This is a genomic window from Shewanella morhuae, from assembly GCF_900156405.1.
GTDB classification, from domain to species: Bacteria; Pseudomonadota; Gammaproteobacteria; order Enterobacterales; family Shewanellaceae; genus Shewanella; species Shewanella morhuae.
The window spans coordinates 105,689-129,654 of record NZ_FTNN01000007.1 but is presented as its reverse complement, the minus strand read 5'-3'; the positions used below and the strand labels follow the sequence as shown (position 1 = coordinate 129,654).

At 45.7% G+C, this 23,966-nt stretch carries 18 protein-coding genes; all 18 read left to right on the top strand.

Annotation, left to right across the window (positions count from 1 at the left end):
* Nucleotides 1–110 precede the first annotated feature (110 nt).
* The 18 genes from BW947_RS10255 to BW947_RS10175 all read left to right on the top strand — a co-directional run bounded on the left by BW947_RS10255 (nt 111) and on the right by BW947_RS10175 (nt 23,743).
* Entirely contained in the window at nt 111–599 is a 489-nt protein-coding gene (locus tag BW947_RS10255; protein WP_076499263.1) for a type II secretion system protein, read from the top strand.
* Nucleotides 589–1,137 (top strand): type II secretion system protein, encoded by a 549-nt coding sequence (locus BW947_RS10250; protein ID WP_076499261.1) that lies wholly within the window; start codon nt 589–591, stop codon nt 1,135–1,137. Before BW947_RS10255 ends, BW947_RS10250 begins: the two co-directional genes overlap by 11 nt.
* Complete coding sequence (locus BW947_RS10245) at nt 1,137–1,997, top strand: PilW family protein (RefSeq protein WP_076499259.1); 861 nt, start codon at nt 1,137–1,139, stop codon at nt 1,995–1,997. The genes BW947_RS10250 and BW947_RS10245 overlap by 1 nt, the downstream gene beginning before the upstream one ends.
* Nucleotides 1,987–2,454, top strand: coding sequence for an MSHA biogenesis protein MshP (locus BW947_RS10240; protein WP_076499257.1), 468 nt, complete (start codon nt 1,987–1,989; stop codon nt 2,452–2,454). The genes BW947_RS10245 and BW947_RS10240 overlap by 11 nt, the downstream gene beginning before the upstream one ends.
* Nucleotides 2,447–3,961 (top strand): hypothetical protein, encoded by a 1,515-nt coding sequence (locus tag BW947_RS18720; RefSeq protein ID WP_159436984.1) that lies wholly within the window; start codon nt 2,447–2,449, stop codon nt 3,959–3,961. The genes BW947_RS10240 and BW947_RS18720 overlap by 8 nt, the downstream gene beginning before the upstream one ends.
* Nucleotides 3,962–3,968: 7 nt before the next feature.
* Nucleotides 3,969–7,052: a DUF6701 domain-containing protein gene (locus tag BW947_RS18715; protein ID WP_244153239.1), complete on the top strand. Its 3,084-nt coding sequence runs from the start codon at nt 3,969–3,971 to the stop codon at nt 7,050–7,052.
* A gap of 338 nt (nt 7,053–7,390) precedes the next feature.
* Nucleotides 7,391–8,440, top strand: coding sequence for a rod shape-determining protein (locus BW947_RS10230; protein WP_076499255.1), 1,050 nt, complete (start codon nt 7,391–7,393; stop codon nt 8,438–8,440).
* Between the two features lie 44 nt (nt 8,441–8,484).
* On the top strand, nt 8,485–9,522 hold the full coding sequence (gene mreC / locus BW947_RS10225; RefSeq protein WP_076499253.1) for a rod shape-determining protein MreC: 1,038 nt from the start codon (nt 8,485–8,487) through the stop codon (nt 9,520–9,522).
* The gene (mreD, locus tag BW947_RS10220; protein WP_076499245.1) at nt 9,519–10,007 is read left to right on the top strand and encodes a rod shape-determining protein MreD; all 489 of its coding nucleotides are present in this window, start codon (nt 9,519–9,521) and stop codon (nt 10,005–10,007) included. The genes mreC and mreD overlap by 4 nt, the downstream gene beginning before the upstream one ends.
* Before the next feature lie 2 nt (nt 10,008–10,009).
* Nucleotides 10,010–10,615 (top strand): Maf family protein, encoded by a 606-nt coding sequence (locus BW947_RS10215; protein ID WP_076499243.1) that lies wholly within the window; start codon nt 10,010–10,012, stop codon nt 10,613–10,615.
* A 217-nt stretch (nt 10,616–10,832) separates the two neighbouring features.
* Nucleotides 10,833–12,299, top strand: coding sequence for a ribonuclease G (gene rng / locus BW947_RS10210; protein ID WP_076499464.1), 1,467 nt, complete (start codon nt 10,833–10,835; stop codon nt 12,297–12,299).
* Complete coding sequence (locus BW947_RS10205) at nt 12,299–16,450, top strand: YhdP family protein (RefSeq protein ID WP_076499241.1); 4,152 nt, start codon at nt 12,299–12,301, stop codon at nt 16,448–16,450. The genes rng and BW947_RS10205 overlap by 1 nt, the downstream gene beginning before the upstream one ends.
* A complete protein-coding gene (locus BW947_RS10200; RefSeq protein WP_076499239.1) occupies nt 16,374–17,222 on the top strand; it encodes a carbon-nitrogen hydrolase family protein in 849 nt (282 codons plus the stop codon). Before BW947_RS10205 ends, BW947_RS10200 begins: the two co-directional genes overlap by 77 nt.
* 113 nt (nt 17,223–17,335) lie before the next feature.
* On the top strand, nt 17,336–18,784 hold the full coding sequence (gene tldD, locus BW947_RS10195) for a metalloprotease TldD (RefSeq protein ID WP_076499237.1): 1,449 nt from the start codon (nt 17,336–17,338) through the stop codon (nt 18,782–18,784).
* Between the two features lie 143 nt (nt 18,785–18,927).
* Entirely contained in the window at nt 18,928–20,337 is a 1,410-nt protein-coding gene (locus BW947_RS10190) for a TolC family protein (RefSeq protein ID WP_076499221.1), read from the top strand.
* Nucleotides 20,327–21,301 (top strand): HlyD family secretion protein, encoded by a 975-nt coding sequence (locus BW947_RS10185; protein WP_076499219.1) that lies wholly within the window; start codon nt 20,327–20,329, stop codon nt 21,299–21,301. Before BW947_RS10190 ends, BW947_RS10185 begins: the two co-directional genes overlap by 11 nt.
* Before the next feature lie 65 nt (nt 21,302–21,366).
* Nucleotides 21,367–22,593, top strand: a complete 1,227-nt coding sequence (locus tag BW947_RS10180) for an ABC transporter permease (protein WP_244153244.1) — start codon at nt 21,367–21,369, stop codon at nt 22,591–22,593.
* 1 nt (nt 22,594) lies between these two features.
* Nucleotides 22,595–23,743 (top strand): ABC transporter permease, encoded by a 1,149-nt coding sequence (locus BW947_RS10175; RefSeq protein WP_076499217.1) that lies wholly within the window; start codon nt 22,595–22,597, stop codon nt 23,741–23,743.
* The last annotated feature ends 223 nt before the right edge of the window (nt 23,744–23,966 follow it).

Here is a 23,966-nt window from a genome sequence, read left to right as displayed (position 1 = left end):
ATGATTTTAAAGAAATGAGTCCGCTAAGAATTTACCGACATTTATTTGCGTTAATCATATAGTTGGCAGAAACTGAACCTAGCACTTGAAATCAGTAATTAACCCGAGTAATGCTTAAATTTCCTATGTCAAAACAGGCTGGATTTACCTTAGTAGAGTTAGTGACGACTATCATCCTGATTTCAATTCTGGCTGTGGTGGTATTGCCACGTCTATTTACCCAGTCATCCTACAGTGCCTATAGTTTACGTAATGAGTTTATAAGTGAGCTGCGTCAAGTGCAGCAAAAGGCGCTTAATAATACCGATAGATGTTTTCGTGTAATGGTTTCTAATACTGGTTATCAAGTGAGTCAATTCCCCACTCGCGCTGAAGCGGTTTGTACGGGTACTGCATTGTCACCCAATCCGCTTTATAGCCAAGCCTTTCAAGGTGGAGCTCAATTAGTACTGGTGAGCACGAATAGCACTAACTTCACTCTCGATTTTGACAGTCGCGGCCGACTCTTTCCCGTGTGTGATGGTAGCTGCATTAGCGTGACCGCCAATGATACTGTGCTGATTAATGTATCCTCTGAGGGATATATTTATGCCAACTAATTCTCGCTTATTTCTTCGCAAACAATCATCGAGTAAGGGCTTCACCTTAATTGAATTGGTGGTAGGCATGTTAGTGATTGGCATTGCGATAGTGATGCTCACCAGCATGTTATTCCCACAGGCTGATCGCGCTGCAAAAACCTTACAGAGAGTACGCAGTGCTGAACTCGCCCATTCATTGATGAATGAAATCTGGGGTAAACGCTATGACCAAAACACCAATGCCAATGGTGGTGTGCCTGCGTGTGGTAGTCCTACGGGTAAAACTTGTACCTTGGCGACTGAGTTAGGCAAAGATAACATTTCTGGAGTCGTAGAGAGTCGTAACAACTTTAATGATGTGGATGATTACAACGGCTTAAATGAAACTACAACTATGTTGAATTCGACTCAAACCTATGTTGATGCTTATCCTAACTATCGTTTAAGTGTCAGTGTGGTTTATGGCAGTGTGGCAAATACTAAGCTAGTCACCATTAATGTGACGACGCCCGACAGCGAAGTGATTACTTACAATATGGTGAGGAGTAATTACTGATGAACTCTTTATCAGCAAAGCGCATGCAAACATCCACGCGAGGCTTTACCTTGGTCGAGATGGTCACAGTTATCTTGATTCTGGGGATTCTTGTGGTTGGCGTGAGTAGTTTTATACTTTTTGGCACCCGAATTTTTGTTGAATCGAGTTCTGTTGACCAAGTGCTCAGTCAAAGCCGTTTTGCTGTGGAGCGTATGACCCGTGAATTACGCAGTGCTTTGCCCAATAGCCTGCGAGTTAATACCGATTCGCTGACCTATCAATGCATTGAATTTGTGCCTATCGAGGCCAGCACGACTTATCTCACTATGCCAATCATCCCCGCAGCTGCCGCGAGTACTGGGATAGTTATTCTAGATAATACTGCGAGTGCGATTCGCGTGAATCAATTCGCTTGGATCTATCCCTTGGTTGATGCCGATGTGTATAGCAGTGCGAGACAAAAACGATCACAGGTTAAAACGATTGCGATCTCGGATCCCTCTTTTGAGCATCAAGTGACGCTGACTTTTACTGCGCCAACACGTTTTGCCGAAGGCTCACCGCGGCAGCGAATTTATTTTGGCACTAATCCGGTAAGTTACTGTTTTGAAAAAGTCGCAGCGAGTAATGAATTACAACTACAGCGTTATAGCAGCTATAACTTCAGCACTATTCAGCCTAAACCTAATATGATGGGAGTTGGCGTGTTGATGGCGCAAAGTGTGGCAAATAGTTTAACAAATAATACCGATCAGCCTCTGACATTGACGCCATCAACCTTGGTTAATAATGCCATGGTGCACTTACAACCTAGATTTAATGTTAATGGTGAGACGTTTCAATACAGACATCAAGTGCAGGTGATTAATGTCCCTTAACTCTGGTCGTAAAACGGCATATAAACGCTCATTATCCAGACCACCGCTATCAAGAGCGTCATTACCTGCGCAGCAACGAGGTAGTGCGCTTATCATCGGTGTGTTTGTAATTACAGTGATGTTTCTATTAGCTTCTGCTCTCATTAATATTGTGCAGGACAGCGATACCGCACTCACCCAAGAAGTATGGGGCACTCGAGCCTTTGCCGCTGCCAATAGTGGCGCCGATGCGGCATTAGCTCAGTTATTTCCATTGAATGGTTCCGTTGGCATTTGCCTAGCAACCAGCACTTGGAATCCCCCTAATGTAACCGGTTTTCATGCCTGTAGTGTGACGTTGACTTGTACAGCATATGCGGTAGACGCAGTGACTCAATATCGGATCAACAGTAAAGCAATATGTGAAAGCGGCGAGACTCGTGTTAGCCGACAAGTAGAGGTAGAAGCCCGTGGTTAGATTTATAACAGTATGTTGTATTCTGCTATTTAGCTGCTCGATTCAAGCCTTTGAGAATATAGACTATGGCAAATATTTCCCCGCAGTGGTTCAAGGCCATCATGGCACAGCTAATGGCTGCGCAAATCCCGCATCCAATTTAACAATTTATAAAGGCTTTATCGATGGAACCAATGGGCAAAATCTTGCTTACTGTTCCAGTAATAAAAGCAGTAATAGTATGAGTAATAATGTCTGTGATGATGGTGCTGGTGGTACTCGTTATTGTGATATTACTGGTCAAGATATTGCTGGATTAGATTTAACGGCAGCCACAAATTTATTCCAGACAAGTAGTGGCACTACAGGCATCAGCTATGGAGAATGCCAAGCCAACGCAATACTTGGTGCAGATAATACGACTGAATTTGGCTCGGTAGTCTTAGATAAAAATAGCTGTAATTTGACATTTTCATCTTCGCACCAAACTTATAAAATAAAGAATTTAATTTTAGATGCATCTACAGTGCTTAATTTATCTGCTGGAGATTATTGGGTTGAAAACTTCACGATTACAGGTGGCACACCAGTTATCAATACCGCTGGCAATGTACGTTTTTTCGTTAAAAACCCAATTAACATATCTGGTGCACTGAAATTTAATCCTAATCGTGCCGGTGAGTTATTATTCTTTGGTTACAGTAATATTGCTTTAAATACTTCAAACATTGTAATTAATGGTTATATCTATAGCGATGCAGACGTCATTGTTAATGGGCGAAATACCATAATCGGGCGTATTACATCACGTAAACTAACGATTAATGAAGATACGGAAATAGTTAACGGGGTAAGCCTTCAACTTAATTACGGTAAGGCGACTACCGCTTCCGTCACCTTCGAACGCGCTTTTCCTACTGGTGTAAAACCTTTAGTCTTTTTAATGCCGACAATATCTACTGCAAATACTAATAATGATGTTCCATCTTCTACTTTCATCACGTCAATATCATCCACAGGCTTTACATGGCGTCAGGCCCAGCCTTCTGGAACAAATAATCCTGCATCAAATATGCAAGAAGTGCACTGGATAGCCGTTACGCCGGGGAATTATACTTTATCAGATGGTACCCCTTTGCGAGCTGGAAGTATTAATATTAATAGCGCCTTTGGCATGAATAATAATGGTTGGGCAAATATTAGCTTAGATAATAACTATTCAGTGGTACTTAATCAGATTCAGACCAATAATAATAATTGTTGGTTGACGAGTGTTACTGAGCCAGCATCCAGAGGGTTAAAGATTAATATGGATGTTTCTCAAGTGTACAAAAAATCAAATAGCCCACAATGCCAGCCTGCAAATATAAAGGATTTGGTAAATGAGTCTGTTGCTTATTTAGCTTTACCCATTGCCAAAGGTATTATTAATTTAAATGGTGCGGATGTTCGTTATCAATTCGGTACAGCAATGACCCATTCAGGGGGGGAGCAGTACCAAAACGTTAGCCGAACAATGTGCCTATAACACTGGGTTGATTGGATTTACTAATCCGCCAACGTTAGTTGCAGGCAAAAACTCTCATAATGGTAGCGACGGTGGCTGGTTAAGGCGCTGTAATCTAAGTGCAACTCAGGTCAGTATGGTCAATGACGAAGATACCTATGGCGATAATGATCGTTCTCATGCATCTGAAAATTACGGTTTTGTTGCTTTCGAGAAAGCTGCCCCCGTTTTACAATGCTTTAATGATCAATTTTCCCAAAGTCCTTTAAGTAGTGATTGGGTGGTATCGACAAGCAGTGGTACTTTCACACCATCGATTGTAGGTAATCGTTTACGCTTAACAGAAGCTAAATCCAACCAATCGACGGCATCGACTTATCAACGATTATTTCCTGCAGCCAATAACCTAGTCGAAATTCAGTTTGACCATTATGCCTACGGTGGTAATGGCGCTGACGGTATGAGTGTAGTGCTATCTGATGCTGCCATAACGCCGCAGCCGGGCGCTTTTGGTGGGCCTTTAGGTTACGGTTATAAACCTGGTATTAGTGGGTTTGCGGGTGGTTGGCTTGGTGTTGGAATTGACGAGTACGGCAATTTCTCCGGTGAAGGTGGTAGCACTAATATCGGGCAGCGCCGACAGTCAGTTGCGGTGCGTGGCTCGGGTGTAGGAACGAGTGGGTATCGTTATTTACGTGGCACTTGCAGTAACGGTACGACGAATACGGGAAGTAACTGTTTATCGCCAGCGGTGGATGGTAATAATGTGTCGCCAGCGCACAGATATAAAATCACTATCGACTCGCAGTTATCTAGCCAGTCAGTGGTCAAAATTGAACGTAATACAGGTTCGGGATTTGTGACCTTAATCCCAGCGTTCAACGCGGTGGCTGAATCTGAACAAGCGGCTGTCCCCAGTGATTTTTTATTGTCTTTAACGGGCTCTACTGGTGGTTCAAATAACAATCACGAAATTGATAATGTGCAAATATGTGCTTTAAAATCAAATCCTATAGGCACTCAAATTGATCATTTTGAGTTTGACCATACGGGTCAAGGGCTCACTTGTAATACCCAAACGGTAACGATTCGAGCTTGTGCTAATGCAAATTGTAGCCAACTTTTTACTGAGCCTCTTAGTGCCACGTTGTTACCTGACTCGATAAATGATAGTGTGTGGGTTGGTGGTAATCAAGTGAGTTTTAGTGGTGGAACAACACAATTACAACTACGGCGGAATACGCCCGGAGTGGTCACGTTAGGCGTAAAGGGTTCAAATCCTACTACTAAACCATTGAGTAAGACTCTTTGTCGGATTGGATCAGGAGAATTAAGTGGCAGTAATTGTTCGCTGGCTTTTGCTGACAGTGGTTTTATTTTTGATGTCCCTGATAAGCTAGCAAATAAGCCAGTAGACGTATTAGTTAAAGCGGTGAAAAAATCAGATGTAACTCAGCAATGTATTCCGAGCTTCCAAGATAAGACGAAGAGTCTCAGTTTTTGGAGTGACTATGTGGAACCGAGCGCTCCCATCTTATCAAAAGCAATCACAGTTAATGGCGCTTCTATTAGTGGTGTTAGTTCGGCTCCAACACCTTTTAGCCTAACTTTTGACACAAAAGGTGAAGCAACAATTTCGGTAAATTATCCTGATGCCGGCAAGTTACAGTTAGATGCTAAGTATACGGGTACGGGGGATGAGCAAGGTTTAGTGATGACGGGTGCAGATCCATTTGTCAGTGTACCGGCTGGGTTATGTGTCAAACCCGTAGATGCCAATGCTAGCTGCGCAAGCGCGAGTATGGCGTGTAATGTTTATCGTAAGGCTGGCCAATCCTTTGGCATGACAGTGCAAGCCATGGCGTGGGAGAGGGATTCAGACACAGACTTTTGTACTGGCAATTTATCTACCCCCAACTTCAGTGATAAGACTATGACACTTGCGAGCAAAGTGGTGGCTCCTGCTATCGCTATTGGTGGCCGAGATGGCGCATTAGGTGTTGCATCCTATAGTCATATAGCAAATAGCACTAATATTAATACTATTCTTAATCAAACGATTAGTGAGGTTGGCGTGTTCCAGCTTACTGCCAAAGCAAGCAGTAATTACCTCGGTGCTGCCAGTAGTTTGAATATTCCGCTTGGCTACTCAGCCAATATTGGCCGCTTTGTCCCCGATAGATTTTTGGTGAGCGAGGCATTCGTGTATCCAGCCTGCGATAGCTTTAGCTATATGGATCAATCATTCTCAATGTCGATGACATTAAGCGCACTAAATATCGCCGGCGATATAACGAAAAACTACTTTGCACCGTTTTCTTTTGCCACAGCCAAGCTTGTGGGCGAAAACATCAATAATGGTATCGATTTACAAAGTCGATTAAGCACCTTACCCATAATATCAACCAGTTGGATAAAAGGTGTAGCAAGCTTAGATAACAGTTATCGAGCGAACTTCAGCCGAGTGACACCTAATGTATTGACCAATTTGTATCAGGATGGCCCCTTCGAGTTGCTTGATATTGGTGTGCAAGTATTAGATAACGATCCACATCCTAATGGGATTAACTCGTATGTAGCCTCACCGGATATGGATGCCGCAACGACAGGAAATTGTGCGAACTGTACTGCAAAAAAAATCACCACCCAAAAACTTCGCCACGGGCGAGTGGTAATGGATAACACCTATGGCCCAGAGACTGAAATACTACGTATGCCGACGCGGGCTGAGTATTGGAATGGCAGTAGCTGGGTCTTGAATAGTGATGATAGTTGTACAGTCGTTAACGCTAGTTTGGCGTCACAAACCGATGATATTAACCTTGGCTATAGTTTTGAGCCTGATTTAGTCGCAGGGCAAAGTATTGAGCGTTCTGGCAGCATGCCAAAATTTCAGGCAGGTCAATTTGATTTGCTTTGGCGGGCGGTTACAACCAGTGGCGCGCTATATCGTGGGCAAGTTACCGCGCCTTTAGATGTGCCGAGTTGGCTTGAATGGTACTGGAATTGGAATGATATTACGCCAACAATCACGGTCGACCCTCGAGCGAGTGCATATTTTGGCCGTTATCGAGGTCATGATCGAATTATTTACTGGCGTGAGGTGGATTAGTTTAAGTCATTTATTGGCTAAAAACTGACAAGTAAAAAACGCAATGCTTAATCAGTTATTGGAGATTTATTGGACTTGGCGCGATAAATCTTAATCGTAAAATGGATGTTTTTAGTGGTTAAATTGTTGCAGCGTTGTGTGCGCTCAGGTTTTTACTGTATTTTTTTACGCCATTAAACTGTGATATGCGCTTAAATATTGTATTTTCGGTGTAGATTTGAAAAAAAATCACTTCATTAGCGATTGTTGGCCCCATCGGTCTTGTAGAATCAGGGTGGCATTGATAAAGTTAGCTGATTTTTCTTTTCTTCTGGCTCCACAGAATACAGGCTAGTTACATGTTTAAGAAGCTACGTGGCATTTTTTCTAATGATCTATCGATCGATTTGGGTACAGCGAACACATTAATTTATGTGCGTGGTGAAGGCATAGTTCTAGATGAGCCTTCCGTTGTTGCTATACGTGGTGAGCGCGGTGGCTCAGGTCAGAAATCTGTTGCTGCAGTCGGCACAGAAGCTAAACAAATGCTAGGGCGAACACCTGGCAATATCCAAGCTATCCGTCCAATGAAAGACGGTGTTATTGCTGATTTTTATGTGACAGAAAAAATGCTACAGCACTTTATTAAGCAAGTGCATAACAATAGCTTTTTTCGTCCAAGTCCACGGGTGTTAGTGTGTGTGCCTGTTGGCGCAACGCAGGTTGAACGCCGTGCAATCCGCGAATCGGCCATGGGCGCCGGTGCTCGTGAAGTTTATTTGATTGAAGAGCCAATGGCTGCTGCAATCGGTGCGGGTTTACCGGTATCTGAAGCGACGGGTTCTATGGTCGTCGATATTGGTGGTGGTACTACTGAAGTCGCCATTATTTCACTCAATGGCGTAGTGTACTCATCTTCAGTGCGTATCGGTGGTGATAAGTTTGATGATGCGATTATCAACTATGTTCGTCGTAATTACGGCAGTTTGATTGGTGAAGCTACGGCTGAGCGTATCAAGCATACTATCGGCACCGCTTATCCTGGCGATGAAGTACTCGAAATCGAAGTCCGCGGTCGTAATTTGGCTGAAGGTGTACCGCGTAGCTTTACACTGAACAGCAACGAAATTTTAGAAGCGCTGCAAGAGCCATTATCTGGCATTGTTAGTGCTGTTATGGTGGCCTTAGAGCAATCTCCACCAGAACTAGCTTCTGATATTTCTGAGCGCGGTATGGTATTAACTGGCGGCGGCGCATTACTGCGTGATTTAGACCGTTTATTAATGCAAGAAACCGGAATACCCGTAATGGTAGCGGATGACCCATTAACCTGCGTAGCGCGCGGTGGTGGTAAAGCCCTCGAAATGATTGATATGCACGGCGGCGATCTGTTCTCCGAAGAAACCTAATTTAACTTCGGTATGGGGCGGCTAATCACCGCCTTAGCTCTCCTATGAAGCCAATTTTTGTTCGTGGTATTTCAAACCAATTCCGTCTGACACTGGCAATTATATTGTCGGTGTTTTTGCTCGTGGCTAATCATCGCCTCGATCCTGTTCGACAATCTCTGGCCTCTGTTTTTAGCCCATTACAGTATTTGGCGAGTGCGCCCGGCGTTGTGCTTGACTGGTCTTCTGAAAGTTTTGCCACCCGCAATATGCTGGCGTTGCAAAATAAAGAGCTGCTGCGACAACAACTGCTGATGAGTGAGCGCTTACAGCGTTTTGAACACTTGCGCCAAGAGAATGAACGCCTGCGGGCACTTTTAGGCTCTCCTGCCTATCTTGACTCGCGTAGAATGGTGGCTGAGGTATTAGAGGTCGCCAGCGATCCGTTTCATCAATATGTTGTCCTTAATCACGGTTCACGTAGTGGAGTATTTGTCGGCCAACCGGTAGTTGATGCACAAGGGGTTGTGGGTCAAGTGGTACAAGTCAGTGAGATGACCAGTCGGGTACTATTGCTCTCTGATGTATCACATGGCTTACCCGTACGTATCACCCGTAATGATGTGCGCCTTGTCGCCAATGGTACAGGCGAGTTGGATGAGATAGAGCTGCGCCATGTAGCTAAAAGTACCGATATTCGTGTTGGTGATTTACTGGTGACATCCGGTTTAGGTAATCGTTTCCCTGAAGGTTACCCTGTTGCACGGGTGATGGAAGTGTTGACTGAAGATGGCCAAAGCTATGCTCGTGTTACTGCGCAACCGTTAGCGGCTTTAGATCGTATTCGATATTTACTGCTCATTTGGCCCGCGAGTGATTCTGGTGTGACTTTACCCAATCAATTGGTTGCGCCAGCGGCTGATCATCCTGCTGTTACTGATGAGTCTAATACCGATACAACCATTCCTGCAGTTAAGACAGTGACTCCTCAGGTTAAGCTAATCACGCCCGACACTAATGCGGCTAAACCAGTAGCATCTACGCCAGCTACTGTTAATCCGTCAGCGGAAACCGTTCGTCCTGCCACTGAGGTAAATCAATGAGTTTCCAAGCCGCCAATGGGCGCCTCATCGTTTGGGTGACATTATTTGTGGGGATTATCAGCCAGATTATGCCCTTACCAAGTGCGGTTGATGCGTGGCGACCAGACTGGTTATTGATGATTATTATGTATTGGTCTATTGCGTTACCCCATAGATACAATATTTTAACCGCATGGGTTTTAGGGCTTATTTTAGATATTTTATTGGGCGCTACCTTAGGTGTGCGTTCTTTGGCCATGTCGTTGGTCATTTATATCGCTATTTTACATTGCCAACGTTTGCGTAATTTCCCTAAATGGCAGCAATCGTTGGTGATCATGCTACTGCTCTGTATTTATCACTTAGTCATTTACTGGGTGGAATTTGTGATGCAAGAAGCGGTTTTCCATACGGATTTATTTTTGCCCGCCATTTCAGGATTAATCATCTGGCCGTGGATATTTTGGATTTTACGTCGCGTACGACGTCATTATAAGGTTCGCTAATTATGAATTTAGTGCTCGCTTCGACTTCACCGCGCCGCAAAGAGTTATTGGCACAAATTGGATTGGGTCGCCCCGAATTTAGTTTTACGCAAGTGGCTCCAGATATTGATGAAACGCCACAATTACGTGAAACGCCAATAGATTACGTGCAGCGTTTAGCGGCTGAAAAGGCCCATGCAGGACTCGCATTATGTGCTGGTATGTCACAACCTGCTGTATTAGGTTCTGATACTATCGTAGTGTTTGAAAACCAAATACTAGGGAAACCTACCGATGCCGCCGATGCTAAGCGAATGCTCAGTGAGTTATCTGGTCAACTGCATACCGTGATGACGGCGATAGCATTGGTGTATCGTAAGGATGAGTCATCCTTAACAGCAAAAACTTTAGTACGATTAGTGCAAACACAAGTGCGTTTTTGCACTTTATCCAAAGCAGAAATTGAAGCTTATGTTGCCTCAGCAGAGCCGATGGATAAAGCGGGTAGTTACGGTATACAAGGTATGGGTGGCTGCTTTGTTGCGGCAATTGACGGCAGCTATTCTGGCGTAGTGGGTTTACCTTTAGTCGAAACCCGCGAATTGTTAGCCGAGGTTGGGATCATCTGACTTAGTGTTACCGTATTACGCTTTTGACTTGAGGTTAGAATGAAGTTGACCGAGGTGGCCGGCTGTTAATCGAGCCGTCGAAGTGACTTTTTACCGTTGATGCTTTATTCGGTTTTCATGCTTAGAAAATATGTAACTTCGATTAATTAATCTAGTTTCCCGAATGGGGTGAATCGTGAATACCAGTCGCTTAAATCCAAATAAAATACAGCGCAAGATGGGTTCAGAATTACTGATCAATGTAACGCCATCAGAGGCGCGCGTTGCCTTAGTTGAGCATGGTGTGCTGCAAGAAGTGCATATTGAACGCCGAATGAAACGGGGTTTAGTCGGCAATATTTATAAAGGTAAAATCAGCCGTGTGTTACCCGGCATGCAAGCGGCTTTTGTTGATATTGGCTTAGAAAAGGCGGCATTTTTACACGCTTCTGACATAGTGCCGCACACTGAGTGTGTCGCTGATGTTGAGAAAGGTCATTTCGTTGTTCGTGATATCGCCGAATTAGTCCGTCAAGGGCAAGATATTATGGTGCAAGTAGTTAAAGATCCGCTCGGTACTAAGGGCGCCCGTCTAACTACCGATATCACTCTGCCTTCGCGTTATTTAGTATTTATGCCAGGTTCTAGCCATGTGGGCGTTTCACAACGTATTGAGCTAGAAGAAGAGCGTAATCGCCTTAAACAAATCACTCTGCCTTATGTGGATGATGACGGTGGTTTTATTATTCGCACCGCCGCTGAAGGGGTGGGTGAAGATGAATTATCCCAAGATGCAGCATTCTTGCGCCGTGTTTGGTCCAAAGTCAGCGAACGTCGTAAGCGCAGTGGCGTGTCTCTGTTATACCAAGATTTAGCATTACCGGTGCGGATTGTGCGTGATTTTGTTGGCACTGAGCTTGACCAAATTCAAGTAGATTCTCGCGGTACTTTTGCTGAGTTACAGTCTTTTGCTCAAGAGTTTATGCCTGAGATTGCGCAAAAGATTGAACATTATTCAGGCCCTGCGCCTATTTTTGATCTCTACGATGTGGAGAACGAAATTCAGCGAGCGCTGGGTCGTAAGGTTGAACTTAAGTCTGGCGGTTATCTGATTATCGATCAGACCGAAGCTATGACCACAGTCGATATTAATACTGGCGCTTTTGTTGGGCACCGCAATCTTGAAGAAACCATCTTCAATACTAATCTTGAAGCAACCCAAGCCATCGCGAGACAGTTACGTCTGCGTAATCTCGGTGGCATCATTATTATTGATTTTATCGACATGATGACCGCAGATCATAAGGCTCGGGTACTCAGTAGCTTAATCAGCGCTTTGTCTAAGGACAGAGTTAAAACCAATGTGAGTGGTTTTTCAGGCTTAGGTTTAGTTGAAATGACTCGCAAGCGTACCCGTGAAAGTTTAGAGCATGTCGTGTGCGGAGAATGCCCTGCGTGTCATGGCACAGGCAGTATGAAAACTGTTGAAACGGTTTCCTACGAGGTGTTTCGCGAGATTATTCGCTTGAATCGCGCCTACGATGCTGATGAGTTTTTATTGTATTGCGCGCCTGCGGTGTACCAAAGTTTGCATACCGATGAAAACCATCAGATTGCCGAGCTTGAGGTATACATTGGTAAGCGTATCCGTTTACAGAATGAGCCCATGTACTCGCAGTACAAATATGATGTGGTAATGATGTAGTGGCTGCGCCTTTGACTGCAAAAAAAATAAGCCGTTTTTGTTGGCAACTTTTGGCGCTGGTTTTAGTGGTGTTTGCGCTTGCAGTCAGTTTAATCCGCGGTTTGTTACCTCAAGTTGATGAGGTGCGTCAGCAACTGGCCAATTACGTAAAAAACGAATATAAAATCGATGTACAAGTGGGAGAGTTATCCGCCCATTGGCAAGCATTTGGCCCCGCTATTAATATAAATCACTTAGTTATTCCGCCGCAGGATGCCCTGCCGGTGACAGTGATAATCAAAAATGTGCAAGTAAAACTCGATTTTTGGCAATCATTGCTCACGCTGACTCCACGTATTGAAGATGTCAATTTTGATGGCGTACATGTCGCGCTAAATATAGATAAGTTAGCTGATAACAAGGCGAACGCAGCGGAGACTCCTCCCCAAATTGATTGGCTTTATGCCTTATTGCTCAAGCAACTCGATAGGTTCTCCCTTACCGACGCCACCGTGCAATTACTCAGTTTACGCCAAGAGTTTCGCCCTATTAATATTCGCCACTTAAACTGGCGCAATAATGGCGAACGTCACCGCGGTGCAGGGGAGTTGTATCTGGATAATAATGCCACTGAGCATGAATCGCTGGCATTACAGTTAGATATTAATGGTGATGGGGCAAAACCCGATAGCTTAAGTGGGCAAATGTATCTGGCTGCTACATCGTTAGATTTAGGCGAGTGGGCTTCACGCCAGAGCAACTCTTATGAATCAAACCAAAAGTTACCCTTAGAAGGCGTGGTGAATCTACAGGCTTGGCTGACGTTTGCTAATCGCAGTATTAGCTCAGCGATGGTGCATTTTGAACCTAGTTGGTTGCAATGGACGTTACAGCAATCGGCACAAAAATTTGAAATTCAGGCGGGTGATATCATTTGGCAGCCCACAGCAACTGGCTGGAAAGTACAAAGTACGGGGCTTGATTTTATCACTAATGGTGAGCATTGGCCGACGTTAACCTTGGCTGCTAAAAGCGAGAATGATCAATTTTTTGCTTATGTAAATCAACTCAACGTTCAAAATTTACTGCCTTTGTTACCGTTATTTCCGGGTGTTGATAACGAGGTATTGCACCAATGGACTGCGCTATCTCCCAAGGCCAGTATTGGGCCTATTCGATTATACCAACAAGCTGACCAGCCTTTACTTGCCAGCACAAATATAACGCAGTTACATTGGCAAAAAGTCGGCGGTATTCCTAGCACAAACCCCTTGGATATTAACTTACGCTGGCAAGATAAAAGTCTCCTGCTGTCACTGCCTGAACAGACCTATCAAGTTGATTTCGGTGATGAGTTTTCTGCGCCGCTAGTGTTTAATGGCGCGCCGATGACGGGGCGATTCGATAGCGAAACCCTAACCTTAAGCGTGCCGCAATTGCAGCTCAATAATGATGACGTTAGTGTCGACTCTGCACTGATGTTAGATTTCAGTCACGCAATCCATATGGCGCTGAGCGCGAATGTTCATATCAACGATGTCGCCAATGCCGACAAATATTTCCCCAAGAAGGCGATGGGCGAGTCGCTGGCCGAATATTTGGATACTGGACTTAAAGCAGGCCAAACCCAAGATGCGCAAGTGGTTTGGAATGGTCCATTAAATGGTTTCCCCTTTGATGATAATAGTGGCGTATTTCAGGCGGCATTTACGCTAACCAATGCTAAGTTTCAGTTTCAACCCGATTGGCCCGCTGTCACCGATTTATCCCTTAATGCCTTATTTGAAAATGCCGGTATGGATTTATGGGTAAACCACGGCAAGCTGATGGCGGTGGATGCTAGCGGCGCGCATGTTTATATTCCTGCCATTGGCGAGCAAACGCTGCTGAGGATTGAAGCTGATCTTGCCGTCCAAGGCAACGATGCAACCAAAGTGTTGCAGGCTTCGCCTTTAGCCAGTTCTGTGGGGAAAACCTTAGAGGTTGTGCAAGTACAAGGCGCTGTGACTGGCCGTTTAGATCTCAGTATTCCGCTGTATGATGGTGCCAACGAAGAGATTCGCGGTCAAATTAATTTTAATAATACGCCGGTATATATTGCGCAGCCAGGGGTGCAACTTAAGGACGTGACTGGCACCGTCGATTTTGCTAACCAAATCGTTACGGGCAAAGGGATTAATGCGCGTGTGTTTGAACAGCCGCTTAATTTAACTTTTAATACCGAGCCTAAAGGCAAGGACTTTGGTCTTAATCTTAAGCTTAAAAGCCGCTGGGATCTCAGCCGGCTACCCGCAGAGTTACATTCTCCTTTGAGTGATTTTTATCAAGGAAAAGTCAATTTTGATGGTGGCTTGACTATGCTATTTACTGAGCAAGGTTATGATATACAAGCTAACGTCACCTCAGATCTTATCGGCACGCAACTGTTACTCCCAGGATACTTTGCTAAATCCGCAGATGAGCCTCGGCCTTTGGTTGCGGAATTTGCGGGTAATCAAGATAGCACCTCGCTCAATATCAAAGTTGCCAATCATGCTGAGTTTATCGGTGGCTTTGAGGCAAGTAAGGGCGTGAATCTGAGTTATTTTGACTTACTATTAGGTCGATTATTTGATGAAGGCGAAGCCAGAAATACCGACCAAGGTCATATTCAAGCGGATCTCGGTCAGGCAACATTAGCGGATTGGCAGCCGGTGATAGACGCTTTCGTTAATAAAGAAACTGCGCCGAAAACGGGTATTTTAGTTGATGAATCGTCCCATGGGAGTCTATTTCCTAACGTGAGTGCAATTGATGCACATATCGGCCATTTCGATCTTGCTGGACAACCGCTTACCGAACTTACCTTAAATGCTAAACCTAATGAAACCGGTTGGCGCTTTAATATCCTTGCTAATGAATTTGATGGCAGTGTTGATTTTTATCCCAATTGGCGCACTCAGGGCCTTAAAGTCGTGGCGAATAAACTGTATTTATCCCCTGAGATAGCCTCGGCTGCCGAGTCTGGTTTTAGTCGTGATCAAGTGTTCACTAACTTGCCGCCCGTTGCTATTAACGTGGAAGATTTTCGTTTTCATGATAAGCAACTAGGTAAGTTAGTGTTTCAGGCGACGCCGCAACCTGACGGTTATAAAATTCAAACTCTGTCGTTAACAACCCCTAACGTGAGCTTGCAAGGCAGTGGTATTTGGCAGCAAGCTGATCAGAATCGAACTGAACTTAATGTTGAGTTAAAGGCGAAACAATTTGATCATTTATCGGCGCTCTTGGGTATCGATCCTGGAGTAAAAGAGGCGCCGCTGAAAATAAATGCCAACGTGTCTTGGCAAGGGGCTCCCTATGCGTTTTCCCTCGAAACCTTAAACGGTAAAGTGAAGTTTGACCTCGGTAAAGGTCACTTATCTGAGGTGAGTGATAAGGGCGCGCGCATCTTCTCTCTGTTTAGCTTAGATTCCCTAGTGCGTAAACTGTCACTGGATTTTACCGATGTTTTTGGTCAAGGCATGTATTTCAACTCCTTCAACGGCAATCTCCAAATTGACAATGGCGTGGTAAAAACCACGGATACCGAAATGGATGCCATTGCTGGTAATATGAAGGTGCGTGGTTTCACTAATCTCACGACAGAGAGTTTAAATTACGATATTCGCTTTGTACCGCAGTTAGCCTCAAGTGTGCCTACAGTGGTATTACTTAGCACCAGTGCTTGGACACTAGGAATAGGTGCATTTGCACTGACAAAAGTGCTTGAACCTGTGATTGAAATCATTTCAGAAATTCGTTTTCGAGTGACTGGCACTATGGCCGAACCTGTGGTTGAAGAATTGGAACGTAAGAGTAAAGAGATTGAAATTCCCGAGTCTATCCTACCGATAGTGGGTGTTGAGCGCCCTGCAGTACCGGTCGGCGCTGCGAGTCAAACTCAACCCGCAGCTAAGAAAACTGAAGCGACCGAGACACCAGAGGCGCAAAGTCAAGAGGTTAAGCCTACAGAACAGGTTGAAGAGCCTAGATCACCAGTACAGGCCCCAGCGTCTGCCACACCCGAAAAAAGCCAAGTAGTAGAGCCGATTAAACAAATTCAGGGAGGTAAGAATGCACATCAGCCTGTTGCAATGCCAGAGCAGTCGCGACGTCAGCGCCAATCTGCTGTTTATCGAATCGCAGCTTAAGGCACTCTCGCGGGAAGCCCTTAATAAAGACAATCTCCATACACCTCATTTAGTGGTATTACCTGAATGTTGTTTATTGTTTGGTGGCCACGAAAGTCAGCAACTGGCTTATGCGGGCGATACCCACAACAGTCCGCTCAAATCGGCGTTAAGTGCACTTGCAGCTAAGTATCAGGTCTTTATGGTTGCGGGTACTATCCCAGTATTAGCAGACGATGGCCGTGTCTATAGCCGCAGTTATCTGTTTGATGATAAAGGTGATACGTTAGGGCATTACGATAAACTACATCTCTTTGATGTGGATATTGCCGATGGTACAAAGCAATATCGCGAGAGCGAAACCTTCTGCCCAGGGGATCACATTAGCGTTATCGATACACCTTTTGGCAAAATTGGCCTAGCCATCTGTTATGATTTACGCTTTGCCGACTTATTTAGGGCGATGCGTCTTGCTGGGGCTGAGATCATTACCTTGCCATCGGCTTTTACTAAAGTGACCGGCGAAGCTCATTGGCAGGTGTTGTTGCAGGCAAGAGCCATTGAAACGCAATGCGTTATTCTTGCAGCGGCTCAGTGGGGACAGCATAACGAAGGTGGCCGTGAAACCTGGGGACAGAGCATGATCGTCGGTCCTTGGGGCAACATTTTGGCCCAGCGTAAAACCGGTACGGGTTGGGTACAGGCTGAAGTTGACTTAACCGAACTGCACGATATTCGCCGTAAAATGCCCGTTATGCAGCATAATCGTTTTCTTGAGCCAAGCTTGAAATAACCGTGCGCACTGGCGAGCGGCACTATCCAATTAGACCGCGATTGACATACAGAATTAGTACAACGAATTTACACTCAGAATATTAAGATCCCTTGGGATCAAAGAGAGCATCGATGCCATTTTTAGCACAAGTAGAGCAAAGTTTATTGAAGAATGGGTTAGCGTTAGATGGCCTACAGGGTTATCTCAACACTATACATCAACACAAAATCGATTATTCCGATCTCTATTTTCAAGGTAGTCGCCATGAGTCTTGGGTGCTGGAAGACGGCATCATTAAAGACGGTAGTTTCCACATTGAACGTGGTGTGGGTGTGCGTGCTATTAGCGGTGAAAAAACCGGTTTTGCTTATGCCGACGATATTACACCAGCCGCCTTAAGCGCCGCAGCAGAGGCCGCGCGTGGTATTGCTAGCGCAGGCGAGCAAACTCAAGTTCGCGCATTTAAGCGCCGTAAGGCATTAGCCTTGTACGACAGTTTAGATCCCATTGCCGCGATGGAAGAAGTCAAAAAGATTAATCTGCTAAAAGAAGCCGATGCTTTTATTCGCAGTTTAGATAGCCGCATTATCCAAGTGGTTGTTAGCTTGGCGGGCGTGCACGAAGAAATTTTAATTGCCGCAAGTGACGGTACGCTAGCGGCCGATATCCGCCCTTTAGTGCGCTTTAATTGCAGTGTGATTTTAGAAGAAAACGGCAAACGTGAGCGTGGCGGTGCAGGTGGCGGTGGTCGCCATGACTACGGCGTATTAATGGCCAGCGACGATACTGGTTTACCTATGTGTTTTGCCTTTGCTCGCGAAGCGGTGCGTCAAGCGCAGGTCAACCTCAATGCAATCGATGCGCCAGCGGGCGAAATGCCAGTGGTGTTAGGCAATGGCTGGCCGGGCGTATTGCTTCATGAAGCCGTGGGTCATGGTTTAGAGGGCGACTTTAACCGTAAGGGCAGCAGTGCTTTCAGCGGTAAAATGGGACAACTCGTTGCTTCTAAATTAGTGACTGTGGTTGATGATGGTACTTTACCTAATCGTCGCGGTTCACTTAGCATTGACGATGAAGGTGTTCCGACCCAAAGAACCGTATTAATTGAAGACGGTATTTTAAAGGGTTATATCCAAGACAAACTCAATGCACGCTTGATGGGTGTGGCACCAACGGGTAACGGTCGCCGCGAATCTTACGCACATTTGCCTATGCCGCGTATGACCAATACCTATATGACGGCGGGTGAGTCAGATCCAAGTGAGATCATTAAATCGGTCAAAAAGGGCATTTACGCCCCTAACTTTGGTGGCGGCCAAGTGGATATTACCTCGGGTAAGTTTGTATTCTCCGCATCTGAAGCCTATTTGATTGAAAATGGTGAAGTGACTCAAGCAATTAAGGGCGCAACCTTAATCGGCAATGGTCCAGAGGCGATGAGCCAAATTTCGATGGTCGGTAACGATATGGCGTTAGATCAAGGCGTTGGCGTTTGTGGTAAAGATGGACAAAGCGTACCCGTGGGCGTTGGTCAACCGACCTTGAAGTTAGATCGTTTAACGGTGGGCGGTACGGCATAGTTCAGGTTCGTCATTGTCTTTATACCCAAACAACCTGAAGAGGCTACAGTGCCTATCTTCAGGTCGCTTGGGTATATAGCTGCTTACTATGATGGATGTTATCATTCGCAAATGGAAATAGAGTAACTACTCTAGAGGTGTTAATGAAACTATCAAAAGTGGCTTGGTTATGCCTTCTATCATTGCCTTTGGCGAGTCATGCACAGCCGATTAGCTTTACCGACGCTTGGCAACAAATGCTAAAAGTGAGCGATAAGCTACAGGCGAAATCGCAGGAAGTTAACCGTGCTAAGGGTGAGCAAGAGGCTGGCGAGAGCTTAAATCTGCCCTCGTTGAGCATTAATGGTAGCTATACCCACCTTGAAAAACCCATCGAACTCGATCTTCGCGATCTCAATCCATTAGCCTCACTTGATCCTGCGACGTTACCGCCAGCTCTTGGCGGAGCACTAGCAGGTATTCCGGGGGCAATGTTTGTCACGCCTTTTACCGAGCAAGATATCTTCCGAGCTAGCTTGCAAGCCATGTGGCCAATTTATACCGGTGGGCAGATCACAGCCGCTCAAGGTATACAGGCCGCTATGGTGGCCGAGAAACAGCAAGAGTTGCAATTAGTCACGCGCGATTTATTTACTTTACTGGTAGACAGATACTACGCCGTTGATGTCACTCAGGCGTTAGTGAGCACGCAAACTGAGCTAGTAAGCTCGCTAACTAAGCATGTTGACCATGCGTTAGCGTTAGAGCGAGAAGGGCAAATCGCTAAGGTTGAACGGCTTAATGCGCAGGTTGCCTTAGACAATGCCAAAGTTAATTTAGGCAGTGCTCGCCGCCAGCACGAAATGGCAGTCATCGCTCTGTCACGCATGTTGCAGCAAAGCGATGTTGGCACGCAGTCACCTTTATTTGTTTTGCCGCATGCGCCCTCCTTAGACCAGCTTACTCAAGTGACCCTGAGCCAACATCCGGCGCTAAAATTACTCGAAGCAAAAGAGACACAAGCCAATGGCTTGGTTTCATTAGAACAGGGCAAGTATCACCCCAGCGTATTCCTGTTTGGTAATTACACGCTTTACGAAGATGACAGCCTATTTTCTCAGGTAGAACCTGATTGGATGGTCGGCGTGGGCGTTAAAGTGCCAATACTGAGCCGTGATGGTCGTAGCGGTAAGGTTGAAGCGGCGAAAAGCGCCTTATTGCAAGCCCGTTACACTAAGGCACAAACGCGGCAGGATTTAAGTCTGTTAGTGGATCAAAGTTATCGTCAATTATTACAAGCTGAAGAAGAAGTAAAAGCGCTCGATACTTCACTTGAACTGGCCACTGAAAATCTACGCCTGCGAGAAATCGCGTTTAATCAAGGGCTTTCTACGTCTATTGACAGAGTCGATGCTGAGCTGAAACTGAGCGCCGTTAACACTCAACAGCTGGCTGCCCGTTATCGTTATGTGCAAGCCTATGCTCGATTAATGGCCATTAGTGGTCAACTAGATGAATTTATTGGTCGCACCGCTGACCGCACACTGTCGCAGGAGACAAACAATGCGCGCTAACAGAATACTTGCCTTGGTGGCGTTGGTCGCATTAGGCCTTATTTTAGCCTACGGCCTTAAGTTGGCTTACAGCCCGCAGCCGAGCTTATTGCAGGGGCAGATTGAAGCGCGCGAATATAACGTATCTTCTAAGGTTCCTGGCCGCGTTGAGCAAGTGCTCGTTCGCCGCGGCGATCGTGTGGCTGAAGGTGATTTATTATTCGCTATCCACAGCCCAGAATTAGACGCTAAGTTAATGCAGGCCGAAGGTGGCCGCGACGCCGCCAAAGCGAAACAATCGGAAGCCGACAACGGCGCTCGTCGCCAAGAGATCATGGCAGCTAAAGAACAATGGCTTAAAGCCCAAGCGGCGGCAACGCTCGCTAAAACGACCTATAACCGGGTGGAAAACCTGTTCAATGAAGGCGTGGCAGCAAGACAAAAACGCGATGAAGCCTTTACCCAATGGCAGGCAGCAAAATATACAGAACAAGCGGCGCTAGCCATGTATCAAATGGCGCAGGAAGGCGCGCGCGTTGAACTTAAAGCAGCCGCCGCGGGTAATGCGCGTATGGCTGAGGGCGCAGTGAAAGAGGTTAGCGCGATTATGCAGGATAGCCAAATGCGCGCCCCCAAAACGGGCGAAATCAGCGATGTACTCTTGCAAGCGGGTGAATTGGCACCAAGTGGTTTTCCCATCGTGAGCCTGATTGATATGCAAGATGCATGGGCGGTGTTCCAAGTGCGAGAAGATCAGCTTAAAGGCTTTAAAAAAGGTCAAAAAATTCAGCTGAACATTCCGGCACTCGAGCAGGATATTGAATTTACTGTGTCGCATATTAGCGTCATGGGTGAGTTTGCCACATGGCGCTCGACCGAAAGTGGCCACGATTTTGATATGCGTACCTTCGAGGTTGAATTGCGTCCAAGCCAGCCAATTAGCGACCTACGTGTCGGCATGTCTGTTTTACTGCGTGGTGAGTAAGGGCTGTGACTGAACGCACGCCAGACACCAATACGGTGGACAATAGTCAGCAGTCACCCTCGCGCATTAGTTTTATCGCGTTGGTGCGCCGTGAGCTGCGCGCCCTGTGGCACGACCCTTGGCAATTAGCTTTAGTCAGTTATATTCCGCTGTTAGGGATTTTTTGCCTGTGGTGGTTATTCAGTGCTGGTTTGCCAAGGCAACTGCCGGTGGCGATTGTCGATCAAGATCATAGTCAACTGAGCCGTATGCTGACCCGTCAGTTGAAGGCTAATCCTGTGACTGAGCCACAAAACTTTACCGATCTCACTGCGGCTGTAACGGCCATGCAGCAGGCAAAAGTCTACGCGATTGTGGTTTTTCCCTATGATATGAAAAAAGATTTACTCACGGGTCATAAACCTACGATAGATGTGCGCTATAACAGCCAGTTTTTACTAGTGGGTAAGTTACTCTCAAGCCAAATTCAGCTGAGCCTTGGCGAAGGCTTATTGCATGTTGCGGGCTTAAAGCAGTTGGCTAGCGGGACGCCAAAATCCCAAGTGGCGGTCAATTTAAGTCCAGTCAAAAGTCAAACTACGGCGCTGTTTAACCGAAATAATAATTACATTGGCTTTTTAGTGCCGCCAGTGCTGGTGGCGCTGTGGCAGCTATTATCGATGTTAGTGATGGCTAACAGCTTAAATCGAGAGCTGCACTTAAACCCAATGAATGTCGATTCTGATACTTATCATGGCGTATCAAATGTGCTGACTGTGGCTTTTTGGCCTAAAGTGCTGGCGAAAATGGTGTTATTTACGCCGATATTAATGCTGCAAGGCGGCTTTATCCTAGTGTGGCTGTACCTGTATCTCGGATTGCCAGTTGCAGGCAGTTTAGCCTCACTACTGTTAGCGCAATCAGTGATGTTACTGGCGGTGTGGAGCTTAGTGCTATTGGTATTTGTGGTGATGCGCGATAGTGCGCGAGTGATTAGCTTTTGCACGGCCTTATTCGCCCCCGCCTTTGCCTTTATGGGGATCACGTTTCCCACCCATGAAATGCCACAATTGGCCCAGTGGTGGCGACTTATCATGCCATCGAGTCATTATATTGAGTCCCATGTGAGCGTTGTCAGTTATGGCGCTGCATTACCGAATGTGGCGAACCAGCTCAGCAGCTATTGGGGCTTTCTCTGCCTGTTGCCGGTGATTTATTTTCTATCACGTAAATTACTGCCTATTACAGTTAACGCGACTAGCGCGGTAACCGTATATGACTCTGATGCAACTCAGCCAGCAAAGGGGCAATAGGATGAATATGTGGCAACTGATGTTGACTGAACTTAAAGCCATCATTAGCGATAAAGCTATTGCGGTAACCTTATTTGGCGGCGTACTGTTTTATTCGGTGTTATATCCGTTACCTTATTTGCACCAAGTACCGACTGAACAACAACTGATCGTGGTGGATTTAGACCATTCTTCCTTAAGTCGTCAGTTGATCCGCCATGCCGATGCCAGCGCAAAAATCCAAGTGATAGGGCAAGTTGGTTCAATCACCGCAGCAAAGCGTTATATTGAGACAGCTAAATCCCATGGTTTATTGGTGATCCCAGAAGGGTTTCGCCGCGACTTATTGTTGGGTAAAGGAGTAACCTTAAGTTATGGTGGCGATGCTAGCTATTTCTTGATTTATTCTGCGGTTGCCGAAGGCTTAGTCAGTGCGGGGATGGACGCGGGCAAACAAGTACAGTTAATTGGTATGTTGGCTCAGGGGCAAAATCCTAAGCAAGCACAGCAAAGCTTAAATTCGATTCACCTTAATAGTGTGCCCGCCTTTAATCCTAGTTTAGGTTATACGCCCTATGTAGTACCTGGGCTGTTTTTGCTGATTTTGCATCAAACCTTACTGATAGGCACAGGTATTTTAGGGGCAGGGCAATGGCGCCAAAAGGGCTATTGGCAGCAGGTATCACCTGTACAGTTGATATGTGGTCGAATACTCGCCTTTATGTTGATTTATATATGTTTTACTAGCTTTTATGTCGGTTACTGTTACCACTGGTATAACGTGAGTATTCAAGCCAGTCTTGGTTTAGTTGCGCTGTGGCTATTGCCTTTTTTACTGGCAACCGCCGCTGCAGGTATCGCGATGAGCAGCTTATTTACTCGTCGCGATTTACCGACCCAAGTATTGTTGTTGATTTCTATGCCTATCCTATTTGTATCTGGTTTTGTTTGGCCGCTGGCATTGATCCCTGAACCTTTAGTGTTAGGTTCGCAGTTTATCCCTGCAGTACCCGCAATTATGGGCATGCTAGAACTCAATCAAATGGGTGCAACTTGGGCGAGTGTGATGCCAAAATGGCTACAACTCTGGGGCTTGTTTGCCGTCTTTTTTGGTTTAGCTATTTTGGGAGTTAAACGCAGAGTTAGGTTATTACAAGCGCAAGTGGGTTAGTGTTTTGGAGCCATTGATAAGCACTATCTTGCCAGTAACACGCAGCATATCTATTGATATCGACTCAACCTCTGCTCACTTGGTCGCGGCTTTCTAGCGCACTAATTCATAACGCCTAATTCATATCGCACTAGTTCAGCAGGCTGATAAGAGTATTGATCAACAGACTGAACTCATTTTCCAAAAAAATACCCGCTTGAGCGGGTATTTTTTAAGAGGAAAA